Genomic DNA, 25,259 nt, shown 5'->3' with positions numbered 1-25,259 from the left:
CCGTAACGCAGCCATGAGTTGAAGGGACACTACAACCGTCGCTGCGACCTGTACATGTGACGCCCGTCACGTATGGTCATGGGGCGGTCGGCGTGATGTGTGATTATGTGGTCGCCCGGCGAGTGCCGGGGTGGATCGCGTCGACGCGGGGGGCTTGGATGTCTGGTCCGATGGATGAGCAATGGCCCTTAACTGCTGCCCAGTCAGGGGTGTGGTTTTCCGCTTCCCTTGGGCCCGTTTCCTCGGTCTACAACGTCGGTGAGCGCGTCGAAATCCACGGGCCGATCAATCCGGAAGTTCTCGAGAAGGCATATCAGGCAGCCCTCGCAGAAGCGGAATCGCTGCGGCTCGTCATTGCGGACGGGCCGGACGGTCCGACGCAGAGTCCCGACCGCGCCGATCAAGTGGCGGTGCGACGGCTTGATTTCACCGGGCAGAAGGATCCGAACGCGGCAGCCGAAGCGTGGCTGACGTCGGACGTCGAGACCGCGTTCGACCTCAAGCACGGGCCGTTGTACGCGCCCGCGCTGCTCACGGTCGGCCCGAACCTCCATATTCTGTACAGCCGTTACCACCACGTCGTCATGGACGCCTGGAGTTCCGCGCTGATCACTCGGCGCACGGCCCAGCTGTATTCGGACATGGTGGCCGACCGCCCGGACAGCGGTACCCCGCTCCCTCCGTTCCGCGACCTGGTGGAACGTGAGGTGTCCTATCGGGATTCGGAAGAGTACGAAGAGGACCGCCGTTACTGGCTCAAGCGCCTTCAGGACGCCCCCGACCCGGTAAGGCTCTCCAACCGCCCGTACCGCAGGCCCGAGAACATTCTGCGGAGGCGTACCACGCTCAGCGCGGGCCTTTCGGACCGGTTGCGTTCCGCCGCCGCGGGGCTCGGTGTGAGCCTCTCGGTATGGGCGGTGACGGCGACCGCCGCATACGTGAGTGGCGCCACCGGAGAGAGCACCGTATCCGTCGGACTTCCCCTGTCGGGACGCCTTGACGAGATCGAACGCAATACGCCGGGAATGACGGTCAACGTCGTTCCGCTGCACATCACGGTGCGCCCGGAACTGTCACTGAAGAAGCTTGCCAGGAAAGTCTGGGCGCAAACGACTCGGGCTTCGCGGCACAGCCGGTTCCGTATGGAGGATCTGCGTCGCGAACGCATTCAGACACCGGGTGACGGCCTTCCTTACGGCCCCGTGGTCAACGTCATGACATTCGACTACGACATCCGCTTCGACGGTCATCCGGTAAAGGCAAGCAGCCTCTCGCAGCGTTACACCGAAGACTTCTCGTTCGCCTTCTACGAGGGTGTTCATGAAGGTCGGATCGAGGTGTACTTCGACGCGAACGACCGTATGTACAGCCGGGCGGAAATGGACGCTCACGTCGAGCGTTTCCTGCTCTTCCTCGAGCGAATGACGGAAGCGCTGCCGGACCAGCCCATCGGTTCGGTCAGCCTGCTCAGCACTGTCGAGCGTGAGCGCGTGCTGGAGGTGTGGGGCAGCGGTCCGGCGGTGGAGGTGCCGAAGGGGACGGCCTCGGCCGTCTTCGAGGCGCAGGCTGCTCAGGTCCCGGACTCCCCGGCGCTGGTGGCTGCGGACGGCAACACCATCTACGCGTACGGTGAGTTGAACGCGCGCGCCAACCAGCTGGCACGGTTCCTGGTGGAACAGGGCGTCGGGCCGGAGCAGTTGGTGGCCCTGGCACTGCCACGGTCGCCGGAGCTGATAGTGGCCGTGTGGGCCGTGCTCAAGGCGGGTGCGGCGTATCTGCCGGTGGACGTGGAGTATCCGGCGGAGCGCGTTCGCTTCATGGTCGAGAATTCCCGCCCGATCGTAATGCTGGTGGACTCCGCCTCCACGCCTGCCGGGACTTCCGGTGAGTGCGCCGTCGTCTCCTTGAGCGATCCGACGGTCGAACGCCGCCTCGCGAGCTTGTCGGCGGCTGATCTGACGGACACGGATCGGCTGAGTGCGTCGGCGCCGGAGCATCCCGCGTACGTCATCTACACGTCGGGCTCGACCGGCACCCCCAAGGGCGTGGTGGCCCACCACGCGGGCCTGGTGAATCTCGCTCGCGCGCTGAGAGAGCACTACGAGATCGGCGCGGGGAGCCGTGTGCTGCAGTTCGCGTCGCCGAGCTTCGACGCCGCCACGTCGGAGATCTTCCGAACGCTTCTCGCGGGCGGCGCGCTGGTGCTGGCGGCCCCGGCGGATCTGGCGCCCGGTGACGCGCTGACGCGTGTCCTGGTCGACGCCGGCGTGACCCACTGCACCCTCCCGCCGTCCGCGCTGAGCGTCATGGACACGGCGAGCGTTCCGGCGGGGATGACGCTGATCGTGGCCGGTGAGGCCTGTGACCCCGACACGGTCGGGCGCTGGTCCGTGGGCCGCCGGATGTTCAACGCGTACGGGCCGTCGGAGGCGACGGTGTGCGCGACCGTGAGCGATTCGTTGTCGGGCGCGGTGGTGCCGCCGATCGGCAGGCCGCTCGCGAATGTGCGCACGTACGTGCTGGACGGCGGGCTGTCCCCGGTTCCGCCCGGCGTGCCCGGTGAGCTGTACGTGGCGGGGGCGGGTGTCACGCGTGGATATCTGAACCGGCCGGGACTGACGGCGGGGCGGTTCGTCGCCGATCCGTACGGGCCCGCCGGGTCGCGTATGTACCGCACGGGTGACCTGGCGGCCTGGAACGACGACGGCACCCTGCGCTTCCTGGGCCGCGCCGACGACCAGGTGAAGCTGCGTGGCTTCCGTATCGAACTCGGTGAGATCGAGGCGGCGTTGGCGGCGTGCCCCGGAGTGTCGAGTGCCGCCGCTCTCATACGGGAGGACCGGCCCGGCGACCGGCGTCTGGTCGGCTACATCGTGGCCGATGACGGCGTCGGTGCCGGTGCCGGTGCCGGTGTCGGTGTCGACGTCGGCCAGGTGAGGAAGGCTGTCGCCGCGCGGCTGCCCGACCACATGGTCCCTTCAGCCGTCGTCATCCTCGACGAACTGCCCCTCACACCGAACAGGAAGGTGGACCGCAAGGCCCTGCCCGCACCCGACTACAGCGGCACGGCCGCTCGGTCCCGGGCCCCGCGCGACGCGCGTGAGGAGATCCTGGCCGCGCTGTTCGCGGACGTCCTCGGCGTCGATCAGGTCGGGGTGGACGACGGCTTCTTCGACCTCGGCGGGCACTCCTTGCTCGCCATGCGCCTCATCGGCCGCGTACGAGCGGTGATCGGGGTGGAACTGGTCATCCGCGACCTGTTCGCGGCCCCGACGGTCGCCGCCCTGGCGCGTGTGGTGGAGGCGACGAGGAACCCGGTCGACCGCCCCGCCCTGGCGCCCGTCACGCGCCCGGAACGCATGCCGTTGTCGTTCGCGCAGCGCCGCTTGTGGTTCCTGAACCGGTTGGAGGGCCCCAGCGCGACCTACAACGTGCCCGTGGTGCTGCGCCTGTCCGGCGCCCTGGACGTCGATGCGCTGCGTGCCGGGCTGGGTGACGTGGTCGCGCGTCATGAAGCGCTGAGAACCGTCTTCCCGGACAGCGACGGCCAGCCGTACCAGGACATCCGCCCGGCCGCCGAAGCGCAGCCCGAGGTGAGCGTCGAAACGGTCACCGACGCGGAGCTGACCGGCGCGATCGACCGCGCGGTCCGCCACCGCTTCGACCTCGCGGCCGAACTCCCCCTCCGTGCATCGCTGTTCACCGTCGCCGCCGCCGTCGCCGACAATCCGGCCGACGAACACGTACTGGTCCTGGTGCTCCATCACATCGCCGGGGACGGCTTGTCGATGGGCCCTCTGGCCCGTGATCTGGGCGCGGCCTACGCCGCTCGGTGCGCGGGGCGGGCCCCGTCGTGGTCGCCCCTGCCGGTCCAGTACGCCGACTACACCCTGTGGCAGCACAAGCTGCTCGGCGACGCCGACGACCCGGACAGTCTGCTGACCACCCAGCTGGGATACTGGAAGCGGGCGCTTGCGGGCTTGCCGGAGCGCCTTGAGCTGCCGACCGATCATCCGTATCCCGAGCAGGCCGGATACGAGGGCGCGTCGGTTCCGGTGTGGGTGGACGCCGAGGTGCACCGGGCGCTGACCGGGCTCGCGCGGTCGCGCCAGACAACCGTGTTCATGGTGTTGCAGTCCGCCCTCGCCGTGTTGCTGCACCGTCTCGGTGCGGGTACGGACATCCCCCTGGGCTCGGCGGTGGCGGGCCGGGGTGAGGAGGAACTCGACGATCTGGTCGGCTTCTTCGTCAACACCCTCGTGCTGCGTACCGACCTCTCCGGCGACCCCACCTTCGCCGAACTCCTCGACCGGGTCTGCGCGACGAATCTGAGCGCCTACTCCCACCAGGACATCCCCTTTGAGGGTTTGGTCGAGGCGCTCAACCCGACGCGTTCCCTGGCCCACCATCCCCTCTTCCAGGTGATGCTCGCCTTCAACAACACGGCGCGCGCCACACCGGACTTCGTCGGGGTCACGGCCACTCCCCAGACGGTCCGAGTCGAGGCCGCCCGGATGGATCTGTCCGTCAACCTCGCCGAGCGGCGCGATGCCGATGGTGGCTGCGCCGGGATCAGTGGCGTGATCTCGTACCGCACCGACCTGTTCGACCACGGCACGGTCACCACCATGGCGGAGCGGCTCATCCGCGTGCTCAAGAGCGTCGCCACCGACGCGGAGCGGCGCGTGGGGTCGATCGAGCTGCTGTCCGACGGCGAGCGGCACCAGATCCTCGAGGAGCGGAACGACACGGCCACGCCGGTGCCCCGCGCCACGGTCCCCGAACTGATCCAGGCGCGGGCACAGGCCACGCCGGACGCCATCGCCCTCGTCGCCGATGGCACGCACATCACGTACGACGAACTCAACGCGCGCGCCAACCGCCTCGCCCGGCTGCTGACCGAACGCGGCGTCGGCCCCGAGCACATCGTCGCCCTCGCGCTGCCCCGCTCACCGGAACTGATCACCGCGCTCCTCGCCGTACTCAAAGCGGGGGCGGCCTACCTGCCCATCGACACGACCTACCCGGCCGAACGCATCCGCCACATGGTCCAGGACGCCCGCCCCACCCTCGTCCTCACCGACACGGCCACCGCCACCGCTACGGCCACCGCCACCGCCACCGCCGACCTCTGGCCCCAGGGCACCCCGGTCGTCGTCCTCGACGACCCCGCCCTCCGGGCCCGGACGGCGGCACTGGACGCCACCGACCCGGTCATCGCAGCCGACCCCGCCCACCCCGCGTACGTCATCTACACCTCGGGCTCGACCGGCACCCCCAAGGGCGTGGTGGCCCACCACGCGGGCCTGGTGAATCTCGCCCTCGCACAGAGCGAGCAGTGGGGGATCGGTGCGGGGAGCCGTGTGCTGCAGTTCGCGTCGCCGAGCTTCGACGCCGCCGCGTCGGAGATCTTCACCGCCCTGCTGACGGGCGGCGCGCTCGTCCTGGCCGACGCGGACCGGCTCATGCCCGGTGACGGCCTGACGCGCGTCCTGGTGGACTCCGGCGTAACGCACTGCACCCTTCCGCCGTCCGCGCTGAGCGTCATGGACGCGGCGCGTGTTCCGGCGGCGATGACGCTGATCGTGGCGGGAGAGGCCTGTGACCCCGACACGGTCGGGCGCTGGTCCGTGGGCCGACGGATGTTCAACGCGTACGGGCCGTCGGAGGCGACGGTGTGCGCGACCGTCAGCGAGGCGTTGTCGGGGGCGGTGGTGCCGCCGATCGGCCGTCCGATCGCCAACGTACGCACGTACGTCCTGGACGAGGGTCTCTCGCCGGTCCCGTTCGGCGTGCCGGGTGAGTTGTACGTGGCGGGGGCGGGTGTCGCGCTCGGCTATCTGAACCGCCCGGGGCTGACGGCGGAGCGGTTCGTCCCCGATCCGTACGGTCCTCCGGGGACCCGTATGTACCGCACGGGCGACCTCGCGCGATGGAACAGCGACGGCAGCCTGCACTTCCTGGGCCGTGCCGACGATCAGGTGAAGCTGCGCGGTTTCCGTATCGAACTCGGTGAGATCGAGGCGGTGTTGGCGGCCTGTCCTGGTGTGTCGAGTGCCGCCGCTTTCATACGGGAGGACCGGCCCGGCGACCGGCGTCTGGTCGGCTACATCGTGGCCGATGACGGCGCGGCGGGTGGCGGCGTCGATGTCGGCCAGGTGAAGAAGGCTGCCGCCGCGCGATTGCCCGACTACATGGTCCCCGTGGCCATCGTCACGCTCGACGCGCTGCCCCTCATGCCGAACGGCAAGCTGGACCGCAAGGCCCTGCCCGCACCCGACTACGCGCCGGTCACCCGCACCCGCGCCCCGAGCACTCCGCAGGAGAAGGCCCTCACCGACCTCTTCGCCGACGTGCTCGGCCTCGACCCCGACCGCGTGGGCGTCGACGACGGCTTCTTCGCCCTCGGCGGCGACAGCATCAGTTCCATCGTCCTGGTCAGCCGCGCCCGCGAACGCGGCCTCGACCTGGCGCCCCGGGACGTCTTCCGGCATCACACGGCCCGCAAACTCGCCCACACAACAGGCGTGTTGACGACGCAGGCCGACCGCGCGTCGGAGGCGGACGAGGGGACCGGCTCGGTGCCGCTGACGCCGATCATGCGCTGGCTGGTCGAGCCCGCCCCCGACCCCGCCCCCGAGCCCGACCCCGAGCACGCGTACGAGGCGTTCTTCCAGTCGCGACTCGTCCAGGCCCCCGCAGGCGTCGGGCGCGACCAGCTGGTCGAGATCCTGCAGTCCCTCCTCGACCGTCACGACATGCTGCGGTCCCGCCTGACCCGCGACGGCGACCAAGGGGGCCGAGGGGACTGGGCTCTGCTCGTCCCACCGGTGGGCAGCCCGCAGGCGCTCACGGCCGACGCGGCCCTGACGCGGGTGGACTGCACCGGTGCGACCGCGGCCGAGCGTGAACAGCTGCTTGCCGAGCACGCCGGGCAGGCGCGGGGGCGGCTGGCCCCGCGCGACGGAATCATGGTGCAGGCCGTCTGGTTCGACCACGGTCCACGGGAGCCGGGGCGCTTGCTCCTGACGGCCCATCACCTGGTGGTGGACGGCGTCTCCTGGCGCATTCTGCTGCCCGACCTCGCCGCCGCGGGCGCGACCGTACTCGACGGCGGGGAACCGAAGTTGGCGCCTGTGCCCACCTCCTTCAAACGCTGGGCGGAGCAGCTCCACGCGCTCGCGGGCGAACCGCGGACCACCGGCTCCTTGCAGCACTGGACGGATGCCCTGTCCGTCTCCGAACCTCCCTTCGGCAGCAGGAGGGTGGGTGCGCGTGAGGACACGGCGGCGCGGCTCGACGCGCTGCGCGTGACGGTTCCGGTGGAGTTGTCGGAGGCGCTGCTCACCCGGGTGCCCGCCACGTTGCACGCCGGTGTCGAGGACGTACTGGTGACGGCGTTTCTGCTCGCGGTGGCCCAATGGCGGAGCACGCGCGGTGTGCCGGGCGCCTCTCCTGCGGCGTCGTCCGTCCTGGTCGACGTCGAAGGGCACGGGCGCGAGGACCTCTTCGCGGGCGCCGACACCTCAAGGACGGTGGGCTGGTTCACGGCCATGGCTCCGGTGCGGCTCGATCCCGGCAGGGTGTCCTGGGGCGAGGTGCGGCGCGGCGGTCCGGCCGCCGGGCGGGTTCTGCAGCGGGTCAAGGAGCAGCTTCGCGCCGCGTCGGAGCAGCGGATCAACTACGGCCTGCTGCGCTACCTCAACCCGGAGACCGCGCCGGTGCTCTCCGCGCTCCCCGAAGCGCAGCTGGCGTTCAACTACTTCGGGCGGGTCGGCCTGGGCAGTTCCCGTCCTGAGGGCGACTGGCAGCAGGTGGGCGGCCCCGCGCCCACGGGCGGCCTCGATCCCCGGATGCGTCTGACGCACGCGCTGATGGTGAACGCGGCGGCAACGGAAGGCCCGTCAGGCCCGGAGCTGTCGGCGACGTGGTCGTGGGCGCGTGATGTTCTGGCGCCCGGGGACGTGAAGCAGCTCAGCGAGGGCTGGGTCGCCCACCTCAAGGCACTCGCCGCGCACGCCGAAGGCCCCGACGCGGTCGGCAGGACGCCCTCGGACCTCTCCCTCGTCAACCTCAGCCAGAGCCAGATCAACCGACTTGAGAAGAAGTGGCGTGGAAGGCGGTGACGCCCTCGTGCGTCACCGCCACCGCCCTGTTTTGATCATGTGAGTTGGAGTGTGATGTTGCAGTGACCGCCGTCTACGAGGACGCAGCCGTCCGGTCCCGTGTCCTCGACTTCCTGTCGCGGTACGTGGACGATCCCGCCGAGCTGGAAGGCATCCAACTGATCACCGGTGGGGTGCTCAGCTCGCTGGCGACCGTGGCGCTCGTCAGCCACCTCGAGAAGGAGTTCGGCGTCGGCATCGATGACGACGACCTGGAGATCGAGAACTTCGACACGCTGGACAGCATCGTGCGGTTCGTGCGGGAGAAGCAGGCATGAGCCGGCCGCCGGCGGCCGCGGACGAGCTGGGGCGACTGCTGCTGCCGCTTGCCGACGAGATCGAGGCGGCGAAGACGGTGCCCCCGCACGTCGTCGCGGCGATCGTCGGCTCCGGCGCGCTGGCCGCGATGGTGCCCGCGGAGTACGGGGGGCGGCCACTGAGCCACCGGGCGTACGGCGAGCTGAACCGGGCGGTGGCCCGTACGTCGGCGTCGCTGCAGAGCCTGCTGACCGTGCACGGAATGGTGTGCTCCAGTCTGAGCCGCTGGGGTTCGGAGGCCACCCGGCAGCGGCTGCTGCCACGCCTCGCCTCCGGTGAACTCGTCGGGGCGTTCGGTCTCACCGAGGACGGCGCGGGCAGCGATGCCCAGGCCGTCGGGACGTCGGCGACGCCGGAACGCTCGGACGCCGGAGCGGGAGACGTGGGCACCGTTTGGCGCCTGGACGGCACGAAGCGCTGGCTGTCGTTCGGTCAGCTCGCCGACTGCTTCCTGGTCTTCGCCAAGCACGGCGACCGCAGCGTGGCCTTCCTCGTCCAGCGGGACGACCCGGGCGTCACGGTGGTCCCCAGCCGCCCCACCAGCGGCTTCCGCAGCGCCATGCTGGCCGACCTGTACCTGGACGGCTGCCGCGTGCCCGCCGACCGCATGGTGGGACGCCCCGGCTTCGGCGTGTCCCAAGTCGCGGGCAGCGCACTGTCGTTGGGTCGCCTCTGTGTCGCCTACGGGTCCCTGGGGCTCGCCGAGGCCTGCTGCGACGCGGTCCTCGGCCACACCAGCAGCCGCAAACAGTTCGGCGGGCGGTTGATCGACCTGCAACTCGTCCGCGGTCTGGTCAGCGACGCCGTGCTCGACACCGAGGCGGCGCGGCTCCTGTGCGAGCAGGCGGCGCGGGCGATGGACACCAAGGACGACTGGCTGATCCAACACGTGCTCACCGCCAAGCTGGCGGCATCCCGTGCGGCCGACAAGGCGTCGGCCGCGGCAGCCCAACTCCACGGCGCCGCGGGCATGGTGGACGGCGGCCCGGTGGACCGCTGGGTGCGGGACGCACGGGTGATGCAGATCATCGAGGGAAGCACGCAGCTGCTGCAGGACCTCCTTGCCGAGGAGAGCCTGCAGCGTTTCCGCGTCCGCAGGCGCCATCCGCGATATCCGTTCGAAGCTGGAGCCGACTGTGCCGAGTGAGCTGGTCAAGTGTGTCGTCTGGGACCTCGATGACACCGTGTGGGACGGCGTACTGTCCGAAGGGTCCGGAGTGACGTTGCGCCCCGGCGTCCGTGAGCTGATCGACACGTTCGACCAGCGCGGCATCCTGCAGTCGGTCGCCAGCAAGAACGACGAGAAGGCCGCCCTCGCCGAGCTCGAACGACTGGGCATCCGCCACTACTTCCTCGTTCCGCACGTCTCCTGGCAGCCGAAGTCGGGGCTGGTCGAGAGCATCGCGAAGAGCCTCAACATAGGCCTCGACACGGTGATGTTCGTGGACGACTCCGCCTTCGAGCGGGCCGAGGTCGAGTTCGTCCACCCGCGGGTGCGGTGCGTGGACGCGGCCGAGACCGCGGACCTGCTCGACCGCCCGGAGCTGACCCGGCCGGTGACCGAGGACGGGCGCGCCCGCCGCACGCTGTATCTGCAGGCGGCGGAGCGGGGGGAGTACGAGAAGTCGTTCGCGGGACCGCAGGTCGAGTTCCTCAGGTCGCTGGAGATGCGCCTCACGGTCGAGGTGGCCACCCCTGAGGATCTGGAGCGCGCCGCCGAACTCACCGAGCGAACCCACCAGCTCAACACCACGGGGCTGACCTTCTCCAAGTCGGAGCTGCGCGAACTGATGGAGCGGCCGGACCAGACGCTCCTGGTCGCCCGTCTCACGGACCGCTTCGGCACGTACGGCACCATCGGCCTCACCCTGGTCGGCAAGACGGCGGAGGAATGGCGGATCCGCTTGTTCCTGATGTCCTGCCGCGTGATGGGCCGCAACGTCGGCGGCGCCATTCTGCGCTATCTGGCGCAGTCGGCCGAGGCCGAGAAGGTGCGGCTGACAGCGGACTTCAAGCCCACCGATGTCAATAAGTCGATGTACACGGTCTACCGCTTGGCGGGCTTCAAGAAGACCGAGGTCGACGGCCCCGTACGGGTGCTGGAAATGGCACCCGGCCTGCCGCACACCTACCCCGACTACCTTGCCCTGAAGCTGCCCGCCACATTGGACAAGCGTTGAGGAGCGTGCCATGACACTGCTGATCACGTGGCCGGATTCCGGACCCGGCAACGCCGTACGCCATACCGTCGACCCCGATGAGATCGCCGCCGCGCTGGCACCCGCCGGGGTTCGCTACGAGCAGTGGCCGCTGCGCGAAGGGCTGCCCGAGGACCCCGCCCCCGAAGCGGTGCTGAGCGCGTACCGGGATGCCGTGGACGGGCTGGCCGCGGCCGAGGGTTTCGCCACCATCGATGTCGTGGGGCTGCGCCCGCGCAAGGACCTGGGGTGGCGGCTGACCGCCAAGGCGGAGCGGAAGAAGTTCCTCAGCGAGCACACGCACGATGACGACGACGAGGTGCGGTTCTTCGTCGCGGGCGCCGGGGCCTTCTATCTGCACGTCGGTAGTGAAGTGCACGCCGTGCTGTGCGAGGCCGGGGATTTGCTGGGGGTTCCGCGCGGTACCAAGCACTGGTTCGACATGGGGGCCGCGCCCTCGTTCACCGTCATCCGCTTCTTCCACGACGAGAGCGGCTGGATCGGCAACTTCACCGGCAGTGACATCGCCCTGCGGTTCCCCGACTTCGACGGGCTCGTAGCGGCGCGGTCGGCCGGATGATCGACCATGGCTCGATTGAACCCTTGACCATCATGAAACAGCGCAGCGAGTCTGTTCGAGGGCCGAGTCCCCAGAAACGCACTCCAGTCTCACGTTCCACTCGCGTATGGAGGTTCCATGGACATCCAGATGAGCACAGAGGTCGGCGGCGATCTCGGTGAACTAGAGGTACTCGAGATGGATGAACTGCAGGTCAGCGGTTCGTCCACGGCCTACAACTACATCGCGAGGAATGCGGACCGTTCCTCGGACGCACCGGCGGGCTGACCGGCCCGCCCGGTCTGCCCGGCTCGCCCGGTCTGCCCGGCTCGCCCGGCTCGCTTGACGAGCCACTGCGGCCTCGCGCCAGGCGCACGGTGCCTGACCCTCGCGAGGCCGTGGTGTCGGCAGGCACCGTCTTCGAGCACTTCGCGCACCCGGTCGGCTCCACTGTCCGGACCAGGACGGATGGCATGGATCTCTTGCTGCTCTTTCCGCCACTGACCGAGGCGACTCTCTTTCCGTATTTGAGTCTGCCCTACCTCGCCGGTCACGTCCGCCGGTCCGGCTACAGCGCACACCAGGTCGATCTGAGCATCGAATTGGTCCATCGGCTCCTGGACGGCCCGGCGCTCGCGCGCCAGGCCCATCCCCTGGACGAGGCCCATCCCCTGGACGCGGCGCAGGATCTGCCTGCCTGGTACCGAGCGGTGGTGGCTGATGCCGCCCTACAGCATCTCGACGAGATACGTGGCTTCGTCCTGACGAAGAGCCCGGCGCCCCGCCTCGGCCCCGTGCGCGCGGTGCGACTGGCCCGGCAGGCCGCCCAACTGATGCTGCGCGATTCGGCGCTGTCCCAGGTGTGGGACGACTTCGACTCGCTCGACCAGGCGGTACTCCGGTTGTCGGATGCGCGGGTCGATTCTCTCGACTTCGCGACCCGCAATCTGCACGATGTGCTGACGGAGGCTCTTGAGGAGTCCGCACCCCGGGCGGTCGGCATATCCGTGGCGTTCTTCAGCCAGTTGGCACCGGCCTTGCTGATCGCCCGGTGGATCCGGCTGCGCTACCCGCACCTCCCCATCTGTCTCGGTGGCCAGCAGGTCATGCTGCGCCACGCCGAATTGGCCACGCCGTCCTCGGTGCGTACGTCGGTGGACGCGCTCTGTGTCACGGCGGGCGAAGAGCCCTTGGAGCGCTGGCTGGCGCATGTCACCGGGGACGCGGCACGCTCCGAGGTGCCGGGGATGAGGTGGCTGAGCCCCGAAGGCGCGACGGCCCCCGGCCGACTGCCCACGCTCCGCTTCAAGGACATCGGCGCGCCCGACTACGACGGGTTGAAGGTCCACTCCTACCTCAATGACACCGTCGTCCTCTCCATGGTGTCGTGCGTGGGCTGCTACTGGGGACGCTGCATCTTCTGTTCCTACGGCAACCGGTCTCTCGAACGCGGGGCCTACCAGCAGGGCTCTCCGGCTCAACTCGCGGATGCCGTACGGCGGATCGTGGAGAGCACCGGAATCGATTTCGTCACCGTGGTCGACGAGAACACCAATCTGCGCCTGCTCGCCCGGACCATGCGCCTGGTGCGGGAGAGCGGTCTGCACGTCCGTTTCAACACGCGCAACCGACTGGAACCGATCCTGCTCGACCCGGCTTTCTGCAAGGAACTGGCCGAACTCGGCTGTGAGGGGATGGCTGTCGGATACGAGGGCGTCACACAGCGGCTGCTCGACACGCTGGACAAAGGGGTCCGTGCCGCCGACTTCCAGGTCATCCTCGACAACCTCGCGGCAGTGGATATCCAGGTCAACCTGTCGGTCATGGGCGGCCTCCTGGACGAGACCGACGAGGAGTCCGAGGAATCACTCCGCTTCCTCGAACGCAACCGGGAGAAGTTCGCCATCGACGCGTTCGAACTCATGGTGGCCGAGCCGGGAACCCGTCTCGTAGCCGACCCACAACTCTTCGGCGTGCTCCTCGACGATTCCGACGCGTTCGCCGACAACCGCGAACTCAACTACCTGGGCGGCAGGGTGGGCAGGCGGCATTCCGTCGTCGGCGGACCCGAGCGCCCCGACATGCTGAAGCGGCTCAAGTACGGAATGCGCCGGGTCTCCGCGGCTGCGGCGGAACAACCCGCCGACCCCGCCGAATTCGCGGCGCAGTCCCCGCTGAAACACATGGTGCTGCGCCCGCATCCGTGGATCCGGTGCGCTCCGGCAGGGCTGGCCCCGCACGGCCCGGGTGGTGGTTCCTTCCTGCTGGCCGATCCGGTACGGGAACAGGTGTACTCACTGCCGAAGAACCACGTGACCCGCAGCGCCGAGCCCGGCGGGCCGCTGACCGCGACCAGTGCGCGGGGCCGCTCCCTGCTCGGCAAACTCGCCGCCGCGGATGCCGGTGTCGTCTGTGACGCACCGCTACCGGCCATCCGTCCGTCACGCTGAAGGAGTCACACGGTGCACATCACCCTGGTCAATATGCCCTGGGCCTCGATCGACTTCCCTTCTCTGGCCCTGGGCATCCTCAAGCGCCGCGTCGCGGACGAGTTCCCGGACAGTCGCGTCGACGTCGTGAACGCCAACCTGGACTACCTCGACTGGATCACCGAGCGAGCGGGTCTCACGCGTGAGGAGTACAACTTCTGCTGGGACTCCTACTTCACCGGCTACAGCGAGTGGATCTTCTCCTCCGCCCTGTACGACGACCCGCACTGGCGCAACTCCGCATTCGCGGACCTCGTGGCGGAATCCGTGCCGGGCGACATGCTCGTCAAAGGACGACAACTGCACGCGCTGGCGCCCGAGTACATCGAATCCCTCGTCAGCCGTATTCTCGCCGAAGGCCCCGACGTCGTCGGCTTTTCGACGACCTTCGCGCAGAACAGCGCCGTGCTCGCCGCGGCCAGACTCATCAAGAAGACGGCGCCCGAAGTGCGTGTGGTGCTGGGCGGCGGAAATTGCGACGGCCCCATGGGTGCCGCGCTCCATCGCAGCTTTCCGTTCGTCGACTATGTCAATCGCGGTGAGGGCGAGGTGTCGTTCACGCGGCTCCTCGCCTGTCTCCGCGACGCGTCGAGCCCCGCGGACGTGCCCGGACTCTGCTGGCGCGACGCAGCCGGAACGTCGCACGCCAATGCCATGAGCGCGGCTCCGCTGCCCGCGTCGGCGCTGGTCACACCGGACTACACGGACTACTTCGAGCAGCACGCGGCCTCCCGTGCCGGGGCCATGGCAGAACCCCACCTCGTGGCGGAGAGCTCACGCGGCTGCTGGTGGGGCCAGAAGCATCACTGCACCTTCTGCGGGCTCAACGGTTCCTTCATGGAGTTCCGCAGCAAGAGCCCGGACAGATTCGTCGACGAACTTCTCGCCATGACGGAGCGCTACCAGGTGCTCAACATCGCCGTGGCCGACAACATCATCGACATGAATTACCTGCGGTCGATGGTTCCGAGGCTCGCGGAGGCCGAATGCGACCTGCGCATCAGCTATGAGATCAAGTCCAACATGCGCCGCGAACAGCTCGGTTCCCTCGTCGCCGCCGGAATCCACTACGTGCAGCCCGGTATCGAGAGCCTCAACGGGCGTGTCCTGAAGCTGATGGACAAAGGCGTGACCGGCTGTCAGAACGTCCGCATGCTGCGGGACGCCGAGTCGGTGAGCCTCGGCGTCGTCTGGAACTACCTCTTCGGCTTCCCGGACGAGACCGAAGAGGACTACGAGTCGGTGATCGACCAGTTCCCGGCCATCCACCATCTCGCTCCGCCGAATGGCGTCACCCGCATAGCCATCGAACGCTTCAGCCCCTACTTCAACCGCCCGGAACTCGGATTCGGCGACCTCCGGCCTGCCGCGCACTACGCGGTGGTCTACGACCTTCCGGAGTCCGAACTCCGCGACATGGCCTATGTCTTCGACGCGGCGCACCAGGGCATCTCCAGTACGCAGGCGGAGCGGTTGGACAAGGCCGTCGAGACCTGGCGCCACGAGTTCCCGCGAGGGCGACTGACCCAGTGCGACGTGACCGACTCCATTGTCCTCACCAACACCCGGCCGGGCTTCGCCTGGCGGACGACGAGTATCGAGAACCCATGGGAGATGGCCGCCTTCCGCCTCCTGGAGCAGCCGTGCACCAGCGATGTCCTGCTGAAGAAACTCCGGGCAGGCGATCACGACGTGACTGCGGAGGACGTACGGGCTCTGCTTGCCGACTGGCGCACCCTGGGCCTGCTCTTCGAAGACGGCGGCCAGACCGTGCACGTCGTGCCGCACGCCGCCAACCAGGACCTCAGGCGCTGGGTGACCCACGACGGCAGCCCGGCGCTGGTGCCCGCACTGCTCCACGGTTCGGCGGGCCGAGTACCGGAAGCGAGCGCGTCGACGGCGCTCCGGTGCTGGCGGGAGCGCGACGAAGAGGCGCGTGCGAGGGACGGCATCTACCTGGGAGAGGCCGCGTACGCGGACACCGCTGTCCGAACCGTGTCGGACCTGGTCACGCGGGGCACCCGACACGTGGCCCTCCCCGAGCCCGTGATCCTCGGCCAGGACGGTCTCGAAAGCGACCGGCAGGCGGTCCGAGGGCTCACCCACGTACGGGAGTCGACAGGGCACGGCCTCTCCGTCGACTGGGACCTGGACCTCGGCGCCGAGATCGGCCAATGGCGGCTGTTCAGCCACCTGTACCCGCCGCTTTCGCTGGCCGGTCCCGATGGCGAAGCCGTCCTCGATCAGTGGCGCACCACGTTCCACATGAACAAGTGCGGCTACCGGCGCGGCATGGGTTTCGTCGAAGTCACCGACGTGCGCCACGGAAGACAACGGCGCGTCATCATGCGCAAGGTGCACAAAGGGAAGCTGGCGGCACTGCTGGACGGCGCCCCTGTCGCGGCCTTCCGGCAGAGAGAAATAGAAGCGTTCACGAGGTCGGGCCTGGTCCACCAGGTCGGCTCCCTGCTGTGGTGGCTGCCCTCGCGCATCACCCGCTGGCCGGTCGTGGGGTGAACGGAACACACCACCGATCGGAGCACATCACCGAACGGAACACACCACCGAGAGGAATCGACGACCATGCCTCATGGCGAAGCCGCCTCGCCGCCGCGTTCCCTCAGCGCGGCCGAATGGGACCGGACGTACGACTCCGCGACCGCTGGATGGGACGAGGAACCACCACCGGTGCTCGGTGAACTCCTCGCCGAGCACGCCCCGCCCCCGACCCCCGTCATGGACGTCGGCTGCGGCCTGGGCACCACGGCCCGGTGGCTCGCCGACCGCTCCTACACCGTGACGGCCTGCGACTTCTCGACCCGGGCGATCACAGCGGCCCGGCGCCGCACACCGCCAGGTTCAACGGTGCGGTACGAGGTCCTCGACGTCACCGCCCACGCGCCCCGGGACCCGTTCCCGGTGGTCCTGGACCGCGGCGTACTGCACACCTGCCCCACCGACCGTGAGCGCCGGACGTTCGCCGGGTCAATGGCCCGGTTGTGCCGCCCCGGCGGACTGTGGATACACGTCGGGGCCGCCGCACTCAGCGAGGAGGAAGCCCTGGACCAGTCCAGCGGCCCCTCCTGGACCACGGAGGAAACCTTCCTCGAAGCGGTGGACACGTGGTTCACCGTGGTCGACCTTCGGATCGCTGATTTCGGCCGCCGGCCGGGAGTCACGGACTGGCCCGCTCGGTACGCCGTGCTCCGCAGAAGGGAGGTCTGAGTCATGCGACTGAGTCACGCCACTGAGTCACGCGACTGAGTCACGCCACGATGAGCCGGGTCACGTCACCGCGGCCGCCAGCACGTCCTCCAGCAGCAGCGCCGCGAGGGCGGCGAAGGTGACTCCGGCGGCCAGGTTCACCGTCACGGCTGTGCGGCGCCCCCGGACCAGTCCCTGGCCGAGTCGGCCTGCGAACAGCCCGATCGTGCTGTCCCAGGCGAGTCCCATCACCAGGAATATCAGGCCGAGGGCGAGCAACTGGAGCCAGAGCGGGCCGTGTTCGGGGCTGGTGAACCGGGGCAGGAAAGCGGCGAAGAACAGCACGATCTTCGGGTTGAGCAGATTGGTGAGGACCGCACGGCGCAGGACCTGGCGCTCGGGCGGCGTCTCCGGAGCCGTCGTCGGCGTTTCCCTGGCCGAACGGATCGTGGTCACCGCCAGCCATCCGAGGTAGAGGCCGCCGATCAGTTCCACAAGCAGCAGCGCGGCGGGTGTCGAGCGCAGCAGGACGGCGAGGCCGAGCGCGGCGGCCGTCACATGCACGACCATGCCCAGGGCCATGCCCATGGCGGAGAGCAGACCGGCGCGCGGGCCGCGTTGCAGGGCCACGGCCACGATGTACGCGGCGTCGGGCCCCGGCGCGACGGTGATGATCGCGGCCGCCGCCAGGTAGGCCGACAGGAGAGTGAGGTCCAGCATGCCAACCCCCGGCGTTCGGATGATGTAACGCGTAGAGCTGGTGCAGTACGTTACCCGCCCATCAGGGTCGCTGCAACGCAATGGCGGCTTTCAACGCGTTACGCTGGGACGCATGGCAGTCACTCTCACCGCGATCCCCATCGAGCTGGTGACGGAGCTCGTCAACGGATGGGGGACGCTGCCGCGCCAGGACGACGGCCGGGGGGACGCCCCTCACCGGCCCGTCGCCGACATCGCGGCGCGCCTCGGCCTGCCCGCGCGCCTGCGTGCCGCGCTCACCCCGGAGCTGCTCGCCCGCGCGGCGGACCGCCTGCACGAGGTCTTCTCCGCCCGGGACGCCGAGGCGTGCGCGCGGCGCCTGACGCGTGTGCTGGCCGACAGCGGCGTCCGCCCCGTCATGGAGGCCGGGGACGGGGGCGGGGACGGGGACTCCGGCACGCTGCGCACCGCCTGGAGGGTCGACGACGCCGGGCACGCCCTGGTCGCGGTGGCGGCGGTCACTCTGCGCCAGTACCTCGCCGACCACGGGTTCGCGCGTATCGGCATCTGCACCGGCGGCCACTGCGCCGACGTCTACATCGACCAGTCACCCGGCGGCCGACGCCGATTCTGCTCGGTGACCTGTCAGAACCGGGCACGGGTGGCGGCGTTCCGCAGCCGCAGGGCGGCTGCCGCCGGCTGAGCGGTCGGTGGCAGCCGCCCTGCGGCTGTCCGTTTCGGTTCGGTTCAGGTGGTCCGATCAGGCCGTACCGGCTGGTCCGGCTGGTCCGGTGCGATGACGCCCTGTTCCAGGGCCATCTCCCGCGCAACGCGGGGCGCCGTCCACAGCGTCGGCAGCATGATGAAGCCCACCGGTACCGCCGTGACCACGATGAACGACTGCAGTGCCGTGATGCCGCCGTCGCCGACCAGGATCAGTACCGCGGCCGCCGCACCCATCAGCAGGGCCCAGAACACCCGTACCGTGCGCGTCGGTTCGCCCGACGTCGTGCCCGCCGCGGCGATGCTGTACGACATCGAGTCGGTGGTCGTCACCACGAAGGTGATCGTCAGCAGCAGCAGCGCGACCGCGACCACCGCGCCCATCGGGAGCCGCTGCGCCATGGAGATGACCGCGGCATCCATGCCGACCGACTTCAGCGGGCCCGAGATCGAGCCGGGGTCGCGCTGTTCCAGGAAGATGCCGGTGCCGCCGAACACCGTGAACCAGAACATGGTGGCCAGCGGAGGGATGATCGCGGTGGAGACCACCAGGTCGCGCAGCGTGCGGCCCTTGGAGATGCGGGCCACGAAGATGGACATCAGCGGCCCGTAGCCGAGGAACCAGCCGAAGAAGAAGACCGTCCAGGAGCCCAGCCACGCGTGGTCGCCCCGGTTGAGGGCCAGCGGCACGAAGTCCCGCGCGTACTGGCCGAAGCCGCCCAGGAACGAGTCGAGCACGAAGCCGAGCGAGCCGAGGACCAGGAAGACGGCCATCAGGGCGACCGCGAGCCAGATGTTGGCCTTGCTGAAGAACTGGATGCCGCGGTCGACGCCGCTGGCGACGGAGAGGACGGCGACGACGGTCAGCAGGACGATGACGCCGAGCTGTACGGGGTAGCCGCCGGAGATGCCGAACACCTCGGAGAGCCCGTAGGAGACCTGGAGGCCGAGGAAGCCGATCGGGCCCACGGTCCCGGCCACCACCGCGATGACGCAGACGATGTCGACCGCGGCCCCCAGGCGGGAGTGCCGGATGCGCTCGCCGAGGAACGGGTGGAGGAGCGTCCGCGGGCGCAGCGGCATGCCGCGTTCCTGGCCGCGGATCATCACGATCGAGGCGAGCGTTCCGAGGACGGCCCAGGCGAGGAAGCCCCAGTGGGCGAAGCTCTGGGAGAGCGCCGCGTCGGTCGCCTCCTGGGTGCCACTCCTGACGCCGTCGTAGAAGGGGGGAGTGTCGACGTAGTGCGTCACGGGCTCGCCCGCCGCGAAGAAGACGCCGCCGCCCGCGAGCAGTGTCGACATGATCATCGCGATCCACTGGAACCTGCCGTACTCCGGGCGCTCCCCGGCGCCGCCGAGCCGCACCTTCCCGTACCGGGAGAAGCCCAGCCACAGCGCGACGCCGAACGTCGCGAGCAGCAGCACCTGCCACAGCGGGCCGAACCACCGCGCGACGAAGGTGAAGACGGCGTTCACGGCGTCGCCCGTGGCCGTGGGCGCGATCAGCGCGGCCAGGACGAACGCGGTGAGCAGCCCGCCGCTGACGGCAAGGACCGGCAGGTCGGTGCGCCCGCGGGTTCCGGGAGCCGCGGCGGGCGCCGTATGGCCCCCTTCGTCGTCGTCCGCGGCGGGCTCGCCGTCGGTGGGTGCGACGGTGGGGGCAGGGGAAGTCGACATGAGGTTCCTTGCTGAGGGGGATTCGCACACGAGGGCAGGGCGCGGTGCAGGGCGCGGTGCAGGGCGCACGCGCGCACGGGCGGCAGGACCGCTCGGTGCGGAGGTCAGCAGGGAAGGGTGCTATCCGAGGGACGTTTTCGTCAAATTACGGACAATGTCCGGTGGCACAGCGGCCGCGTTCGCACCGCGGCGCGAGCGGCGGCTGTGCCACTTTCGAAGCTGCCCGGCGTATCGGGTCGCCGAAGCGGTCCGGTCAGTGGGCGAAGCCCCAGTCGAGCATCTTGGTGGCGTCCTCGAAGCGGCTCTTGTCGGTCCCGAGGATCGCGCCGACCAGCGTGCGGTTGTCCCGCTTGGCGGCGAAGACGACGGCGTAGCCGGCCTCCGTACCGCTGCCGGTCTTGATGCCCAGGGCGCCGTCGTAGGTGCTCAGCAGCGTGTTGGTGCTGTTCCAGGTGTAGTACCGGGTACGGCCATTGGCGGCCGGGGCCTCGGCCTTGAACTGCTTCTTCTTCACGACGTCGGCGAACGCCGGCTGTAGCATCGCGCGCTGGCCGAGCTTGGCCAGGTCGCGGGCGGTGCTGCGGTTGTCGCCGTGGGAGATGCCGTCGAAGGAATCGAAGTGGGTCCCGGACAGGCCCAGTTGCCGCGCTTCGGCGTTCATCTGGTTCTCGAAGTCGGCGATCCGCGCGTCCGTGGTGTCCCCGGTGCCGTAGTTGTCGGCCAGGGCCATCGCGGCGTCCGCGCCGGACGGGAGGAGCATGGCGTGCAGCAGCTGCCTGACGGTCAGTTTGTCGCCGGTCTGGAGGTCGGCCGTGCTGGAGCCGTTCTTCGCGACGTAGTCCCGGTACTCCTGCTTGACCGCGATCTGCCGGTCCAGCCACTCCGGGTGCTTGAGCACGATCAGGGCGGTCATGATCTTGGTGGTGCTGGCCATCGACACGCTGTCGTCAGCCTTGGCCCCGGCCCACATCTCCCGCTCCTGGCTGCCGTCGCGGGCGTCGAGGAGGAAGGCGTGGTCGGCCTTGATGGCGGGGGCGTCCTGGCTCGTCGCGTCCGGCGCGCCCTGGTTCCGGTCGGCGGCACCGGTGGCCTCGCTGCTCGGCCGGTCACTCTCGTCGACGGAGTGCGTGGCGTTGGGGGTGGCCGCTTCGGCAAGACCACCGGCGGTGATCGGCAGCACGGCCCCGAAAAGCGCGACGGTCGCAATCCGGGCCCCAGTCCGGTGCAGCCGGTTGGGGCGGGCGTGGGAACCCATGAGGCATCTCTTCTCCCGGCGTGGGGTGCCGGTTGGTGACGGAAATTCGGTGCCTAGTGAACCTACTTGGGCGTCGACAGTCATTTCAAGATCGCTTTGTCATAGCCGGGTAACAGGATGCGTGTGCGCAGACAAGAGCGGACTCCGTGGGGTGACTTGTGCGCCGGGTTATCGCTGCCTGATCGGGTTATCGCTGCCTGATGAAGAACAACCTCGCTTGCCAGGGATTTCAGAGCCGCATTCTCGTTCGAGCACGGAAACCTGCCGTGCATTCGCGGCGTCGGCCCCTCTTGTGCAGGTGACACGGCGGATCCGACACTGATGACGCCCCGTTCCCTTCCTGCCGCAGAGCCGCACCACACCGCACCGGCTTCCGCTTCCTCATCACCTGCGACGCCCCCGCTCCTGGCGCCGCCGCCAAGTCGTCACAAAGATGCCTATGGCCGCGCACTTCCGCCCAAGAAACCGTCCGATCACAATCAGTGACCGCAGTATCGAACAGGCCGAATGATCGCCGCCTGAAAGCCCAGCACCGAGACACCCGTGCACGCCTGGAAGCAGTGCCCTCACGCACCTGCGCACGCTCGCCCGCCTCAACTCCCCTGCCCCGCCCGCAACATGCGCGACGGGCGTGCAACATGCGGCTCCAGCAGGCAAGTTGACGACACTCCACACGCGGGTGGCGATGGCCGCGGTACGACTGGCGGCAGCGGAGTCCCGAAGAAGATCGTGTCACGGCGGCGCGCCGATTAGCGGTGCCGGTACGAGAACTCGCTCCCCGCTTCCGCTCGGGCGTCGACACCGTTCCACTCGCCCGTGGGCACGTGCGTGCGAGCGTCCGAGCCCGGCAGCGCACCGCCCGGGGGGCTGCAACCGACAGGTTCGGTCACGGATGGCGACGCTCGCCTGCCACATGGCTGAAACTCGCACCTGAGCACCCTGGCAATCTTGGGATTCTCTGGTCATGCGCCTCTCCAGGCACTTAAGTACCTGTCGGGCACTCGCTACCGGCCAAGAGCGAAGGCCGCCGACCGGGATATGCGCCAACTGCCGTCTCCGCCCATCCCGTCGGCCCACACCGCTGCCCGCTTGCACGACAGCACGACCGTGCCACCCCGTACGACCGTGCCACCCCGTACGGCCGTGCCACCCCGTCCCATCTGTCCTGACTGTCTCAACTGTCCCGAGGGTCCCGCTGCCTATGCTCGCCAGTGCACACCGTTCGGTTCTGTGGCCGGCCGGCCGAGGTGGGCTCTGATGGAGAGTTCGAACCCGGCCGGCCGGGCGAAACCCGCGGGCCGAGACGCAGACCTCCATGCCGCGGTGCAGGACATCCAGGCGGGTTACTGGATGCAGATGCGGCAGGTTCTTGCCCGGACCGGCACCTGGCCGCAGTGGACGTCCCGTACGCAGGTACTGGGGGTTGTCGCGGCGCAGGCCAACGTTGTCGAGCTGTGGCTGAAAGAGGAACCTGAGAGCCTCGCTGCCCGGGTGATGCACGCCAGAGTCGCCACGGAACGCGTGCTGCAGGCCCATCGAAAGCAGTGGGCGCGTGACTACCGGAAGGCCGGGGACCTGGAGAAACTGGTGGCCCGCGCCCGGGAGGCGTGTCTCATGGCGGGGGAGGGAAACCCCGACGACTCGGTGCCCTGGATCTGCCGTCTGGCCCTGGCCGAAACGGACACGACAGGACGCTACCCCGAGCACCACGTGGCCCCACCGGCCCATGAGTACCTGCTGCCCGGCGGGCCCTGGGGCCTGCTGGGGGAAGTGCACCGACGGGATCCGTTCAACCGCGAGGCATGGCACCGCATGTCCCAGGCGCTCCAAGCCCGCCCCGGACCGGCGGGCCGCCAGGCGGTCGCGACGGACTTCGCCCGCTGGACGGTCTCCTTCGCGCCCCCCGACTCGCCGCTGCTCCTTCTGCCCCTCTACGCCCGTGTGCAGGAGCACCGGGACCGACGGGACAACGGCGCCGCGGGCATGCTGAACCTGCTGTGGACCAGGGAGGACACGACTCGGGCCGTCACGCAGGCATTCGAGGGCTGGTTCCGGAAGTGCGATCCGGCCACCAGTTCCCAGCTGGACCTGAACTACCTCGCATACGCCCTGGCGAGGGGCGGCTTCGCACAGTGGGCAACCGAAGTGTTCCGCACCATCGGTGACTTCGCCACGCCCGCCCCGTGGCAGTACGACGCCCGGAATCCCAAGGACCAGTGGCGTAAGGCATTCGAGGAGGACCGCGACGCGTGCCTGAGATCCCACCCGGGGCATACGGAAGAACCCACATGACTGCCGACCCGACCCCCACGGGCGACCCGACCGTCACGGGCGACCCGACCCCCACGGGTGGGCGCCGCAACGTCCCGCCCGCGACCCGGTAGCCAGCCCCGCCGCCCCCCCTGCACTCCCCCATTCCAGATTCCCTGTGCGGAGAACCAATGACTTCGGTAAGAACACCGCGCCAGCAGCAGAACCCGGTCGACGACGACGGGGAGGACGCGCGCATCCTCCAGTCGCTGGGCTACACCCAGCAACTGCACCGCCGGATGGGGGCTTTCGGAAATTTCTCGGCTTCCCTGTCGGTCATCTCGATCATGTCGGGGACCTTGCTGCTGTTCGGCTACGGCCTGAACTCGGGAGGCCCCGCGGTGATCACGTGGGGGTGGCTCGCCGTCGGACCGCTGGTGCTGTGCCTGGCCGCGGCCCTGGCGGAAATCACATCGCGCTACCCCACCAGCGGCGGCCTGTACTACATGGCCCGCCAGCTCGGAGGCGAGCGGTGGAGCTGGTACACCGGCTGGCTCAACCTCCTGGGCCTGCTCGGCGGAATCGCCGCCCAGGACTTCGGCATCGCGACGTTCACCGCCGCGTGGCTCAACCTGCAGTTCGATTACACGGCGAGCGCTGGCTCCTTGCTGGCGATCTACGCGGTCATCCTCGCGCTGCACGCGGTCCTGAACCTCTTCGGCACCCGGCTGATGAACATCCTGACCTCCCTGAGCGCGTGGTGGCACCTGGCAGGCGCCGTCGTCATCATCGGTTCCCTGGCGCTCGTGCCCTCCCACCACCAGTCGGCCGGTTTCGTGTTCTCCGAGTTCACCAACAACACCGGCTGGAGCGCCCCGGCATACGTGGTCCTCCTCGGCATGCTGCTGCCGGTCTTCGCCCTGGCCGGTTACGACACCTCGGCCCACCTGAGCGAGGAGACCAACCATGCCTCCGTCGCCGCGGCCCGCGGGGTCTTCCGCTCGGTGGCGGTGTCCTGGATCGCCGGTGGCATCCTGCTGACCACGCTGCTGTTCGCCATCCAGGACTACGCCACCACCCTGTCGGGCCCGACCGGTGTACCAGTGGCCCAGATCCTCCTTGACGCGCTGGGCATGGCGGCGGCCAAGGCCCTGCTTCTGGTGATCATCGTGGCCCAGTTCCTGTGCGGCTACACCGTGACCGCCAGCGCCAGCCGCATGATCTACGCCTTCTCCCGCGACGGTGCCCTGCCCGGATCGGGGCTCTGGAAGAAGCTCAGCCGCCGCACCGCCATCCCCGCCAACGCGGTCTGGCTCGCGGTCGCCGTGGCTTTCGTACTCGCACTGCCGTCCCTGTACTCGCCATCGGCGTTCTCGGCGGTGACCGCCATCTCCGTCGTGGGATTCACCTCGGCCTACGCCATCCCGGTGCTGCTGCGGCTGATCCACCGCGACCGGTTCAGCCCGGGACCCTGGAACCTGGGCCGCTGGAGCCGGCCGATCGGCTGGGTGGCGGTGGTGTGGGCGGCCGCGGTCACGGTGCTGTTCCTGCTGCCGCAGGGCAGCCCGATCACCGCCACCAACTTCAACTACACCCCCGTCGCCGTGGTCGTGGCCTTCCTCATAGCCGCCCTGTGGCGGCGCTTCGGACGCGACTCGTACCACGTGCCCCGCTCCAGTTCCCCCTCTGAGGACAAGCAGTTCGAGGGCATCATCTGATGGC

15 protein-coding genes are annotated in these 25,259 nt (G+C 69.3%); 12 read left to right on the top strand and 3 right to left on the bottom strand.

Annotation, left to right across the window (positions count from 1 at the left end):
- Positions 1–95: 95 nt before the first annotated feature.
- From ABZ953_RS28495 to ABZ953_RS28455, 9 genes are all read left to right on the top strand, one after another.
- Positions 96–8,126: an amino acid adenylation domain-containing protein gene (locus tag ABZ953_RS28495; protein ID WP_361729357.1), complete on the top strand. Its 8,031-nt coding sequence runs from the start codon at positions 96–98 to the stop codon at positions 8,124–8,126.
- A gap of 62 nt (positions 8,127–8,188) precedes the next feature.
- Complete coding sequence (locus tag ABZ953_RS28490; protein WP_361729312.1) at positions 8,189–8,443, top strand: acyl carrier protein; 255 nt, start codon at positions 8,189–8,191, stop codon at positions 8,441–8,443.
- Positions 8,440–9,630 (top strand): acyl-CoA dehydrogenase family protein, encoded by a 1,191-nt coding sequence (locus ABZ953_RS28485; protein WP_361729309.1) that lies wholly within the window; start codon positions 8,440–8,442, stop codon positions 9,628–9,630. The genes ABZ953_RS28490 and ABZ953_RS28485 overlap by 4 nt, the downstream gene beginning before the upstream one ends.
- Positions 9,620–10,663, top strand: coding sequence for an HAD-IIIC family phosphatase (locus ABZ953_RS28480; RefSeq protein ID WP_361729306.1), 1,044 nt, complete (start codon positions 9,620–9,622; stop codon positions 10,661–10,663). Before ABZ953_RS28485 ends, ABZ953_RS28480 begins: the two co-directional genes overlap by 11 nt.
- A gap of 10 nt (positions 10,664–10,673) precedes the next feature.
- Positions 10,674–11,261: a cupin gene (locus ABZ953_RS28475; RefSeq protein ID WP_361729303.1), complete on the top strand. Its 588-nt coding sequence runs from the start codon at positions 10,674–10,676 to the stop codon at positions 11,259–11,261.
- A 117-nt stretch (positions 11,262–11,378) separates the two neighbouring features.
- A complete protein-coding gene (locus ABZ953_RS28470) occupies positions 11,379–11,528 on the top strand; it encodes a hypothetical protein (RefSeq protein WP_361729300.1) in 150 nt (49 codons plus the stop codon).
- Positions 11,529–11,713: 185 nt separating this feature from the next.
- A complete protein-coding gene (locus tag ABZ953_RS28465; protein ID WP_361729297.1) occupies positions 11,714–13,690 on the top strand; it encodes a radical SAM protein in 1,977 nt (658 codons plus the stop codon).
- A gap of 12 nt (positions 13,691–13,702) precedes the next feature.
- Positions 13,703–16,246, top strand: coding sequence for a RiPP maturation radical SAM C-methyltransferase (locus ABZ953_RS28460; RefSeq protein ID WP_361729294.1), 2,544 nt, complete (start codon positions 13,703–13,705; stop codon positions 16,244–16,246).
- A 66-nt stretch (positions 16,247–16,312) separates the two neighbouring features.
- Positions 16,313–16,954, top strand: a complete 642-nt coding sequence (locus ABZ953_RS28455; RefSeq protein ID WP_361729291.1) for a class I SAM-dependent methyltransferase — start codon at positions 16,313–16,315, stop codon at positions 16,952–16,954.
- A gap of 60 nt (positions 16,955–17,014) precedes the next feature.
- Here ABZ953_RS28455 and ABZ953_RS28450 read toward each other — a convergent pair whose 3' ends face one another.
- The gene (locus tag ABZ953_RS28450) at positions 17,015–17,653 is read right to left on the bottom strand and encodes a LysE family translocator (protein WP_361729288.1); all 639 of its coding nucleotides are present in this window, start codon (positions 17,651–17,653) and stop codon (positions 17,015–17,017) included.
- A 112-nt stretch (positions 17,654–17,765) separates the two neighbouring features.
- Here ABZ953_RS28450 and ABZ953_RS28445 point away from each other — a divergent pair, with 112 nt between their 5' ends.
- Positions 17,766–18,335 (top strand): CGNR zinc finger domain-containing protein, encoded by a 570-nt coding sequence (locus ABZ953_RS28445; protein ID WP_361729285.1) that lies wholly within the window; start codon positions 17,766–17,768, stop codon positions 18,333–18,335.
- Positions 18,336–18,379: 44 nt separating this feature from the next.
- On the opposite strand, the gene ABZ953_RS28440 is transcribed toward ABZ953_RS28445, so the two are convergent.
- Both ABZ953_RS28440 and ABZ953_RS28435 read right to left on the bottom strand, forming a co-directional pair.
- Positions 18,380–20,032, bottom strand: a complete 1,653-nt coding sequence (locus tag ABZ953_RS28440; protein ID WP_361729282.1) for a BCCT family transporter — start codon at positions 20,030–20,032, stop codon at positions 18,380–18,382.
- A gap of 253 nt (positions 20,033–20,285) precedes the next feature.
- Positions 20,286–21,287 carry a serine hydrolase gene (locus ABZ953_RS28435; protein ID WP_361729279.1) on the bottom strand — a complete coding sequence of 334 codons (1,002 nt, stop codon included), beginning with the start codon at positions 21,285–21,287 and terminating at the stop codon, positions 20,286–20,288.
- 1,257 nt (positions 21,288–22,544) lie between these two features.
- Between ABZ953_RS28435 and ABZ953_RS28430 the strand changes: the two genes are divergently transcribed.
- A complete protein-coding gene (locus ABZ953_RS28430; protein ID WP_361729276.1) occupies positions 22,545–23,579 on the top strand; it encodes a hypothetical protein in 1,035 nt (344 codons plus the stop codon).
- A gap of 149 nt (positions 23,580–23,728) precedes the next feature.
- The gene (locus ABZ953_RS28425) at positions 23,729–25,255 is read left to right on the top strand and encodes an amino acid permease (protein WP_361729274.1); all 1,527 of its coding nucleotides are present in this window, start codon (positions 23,729–23,731) and stop codon (positions 25,253–25,255) included.
- Positions 25,256–25,259 lie beyond the last annotated feature (4 nt).

The organism is Streptomyces sp. NPDC046465, assembly GCF_040646035.1.
GTDB lineage: Bacteria > Actinomycetota > Actinomycetes > Streptomycetales > Streptomycetaceae > Streptomyces.
This window is presented reverse-complemented; position numbering and strand designations above follow the sequence as displayed.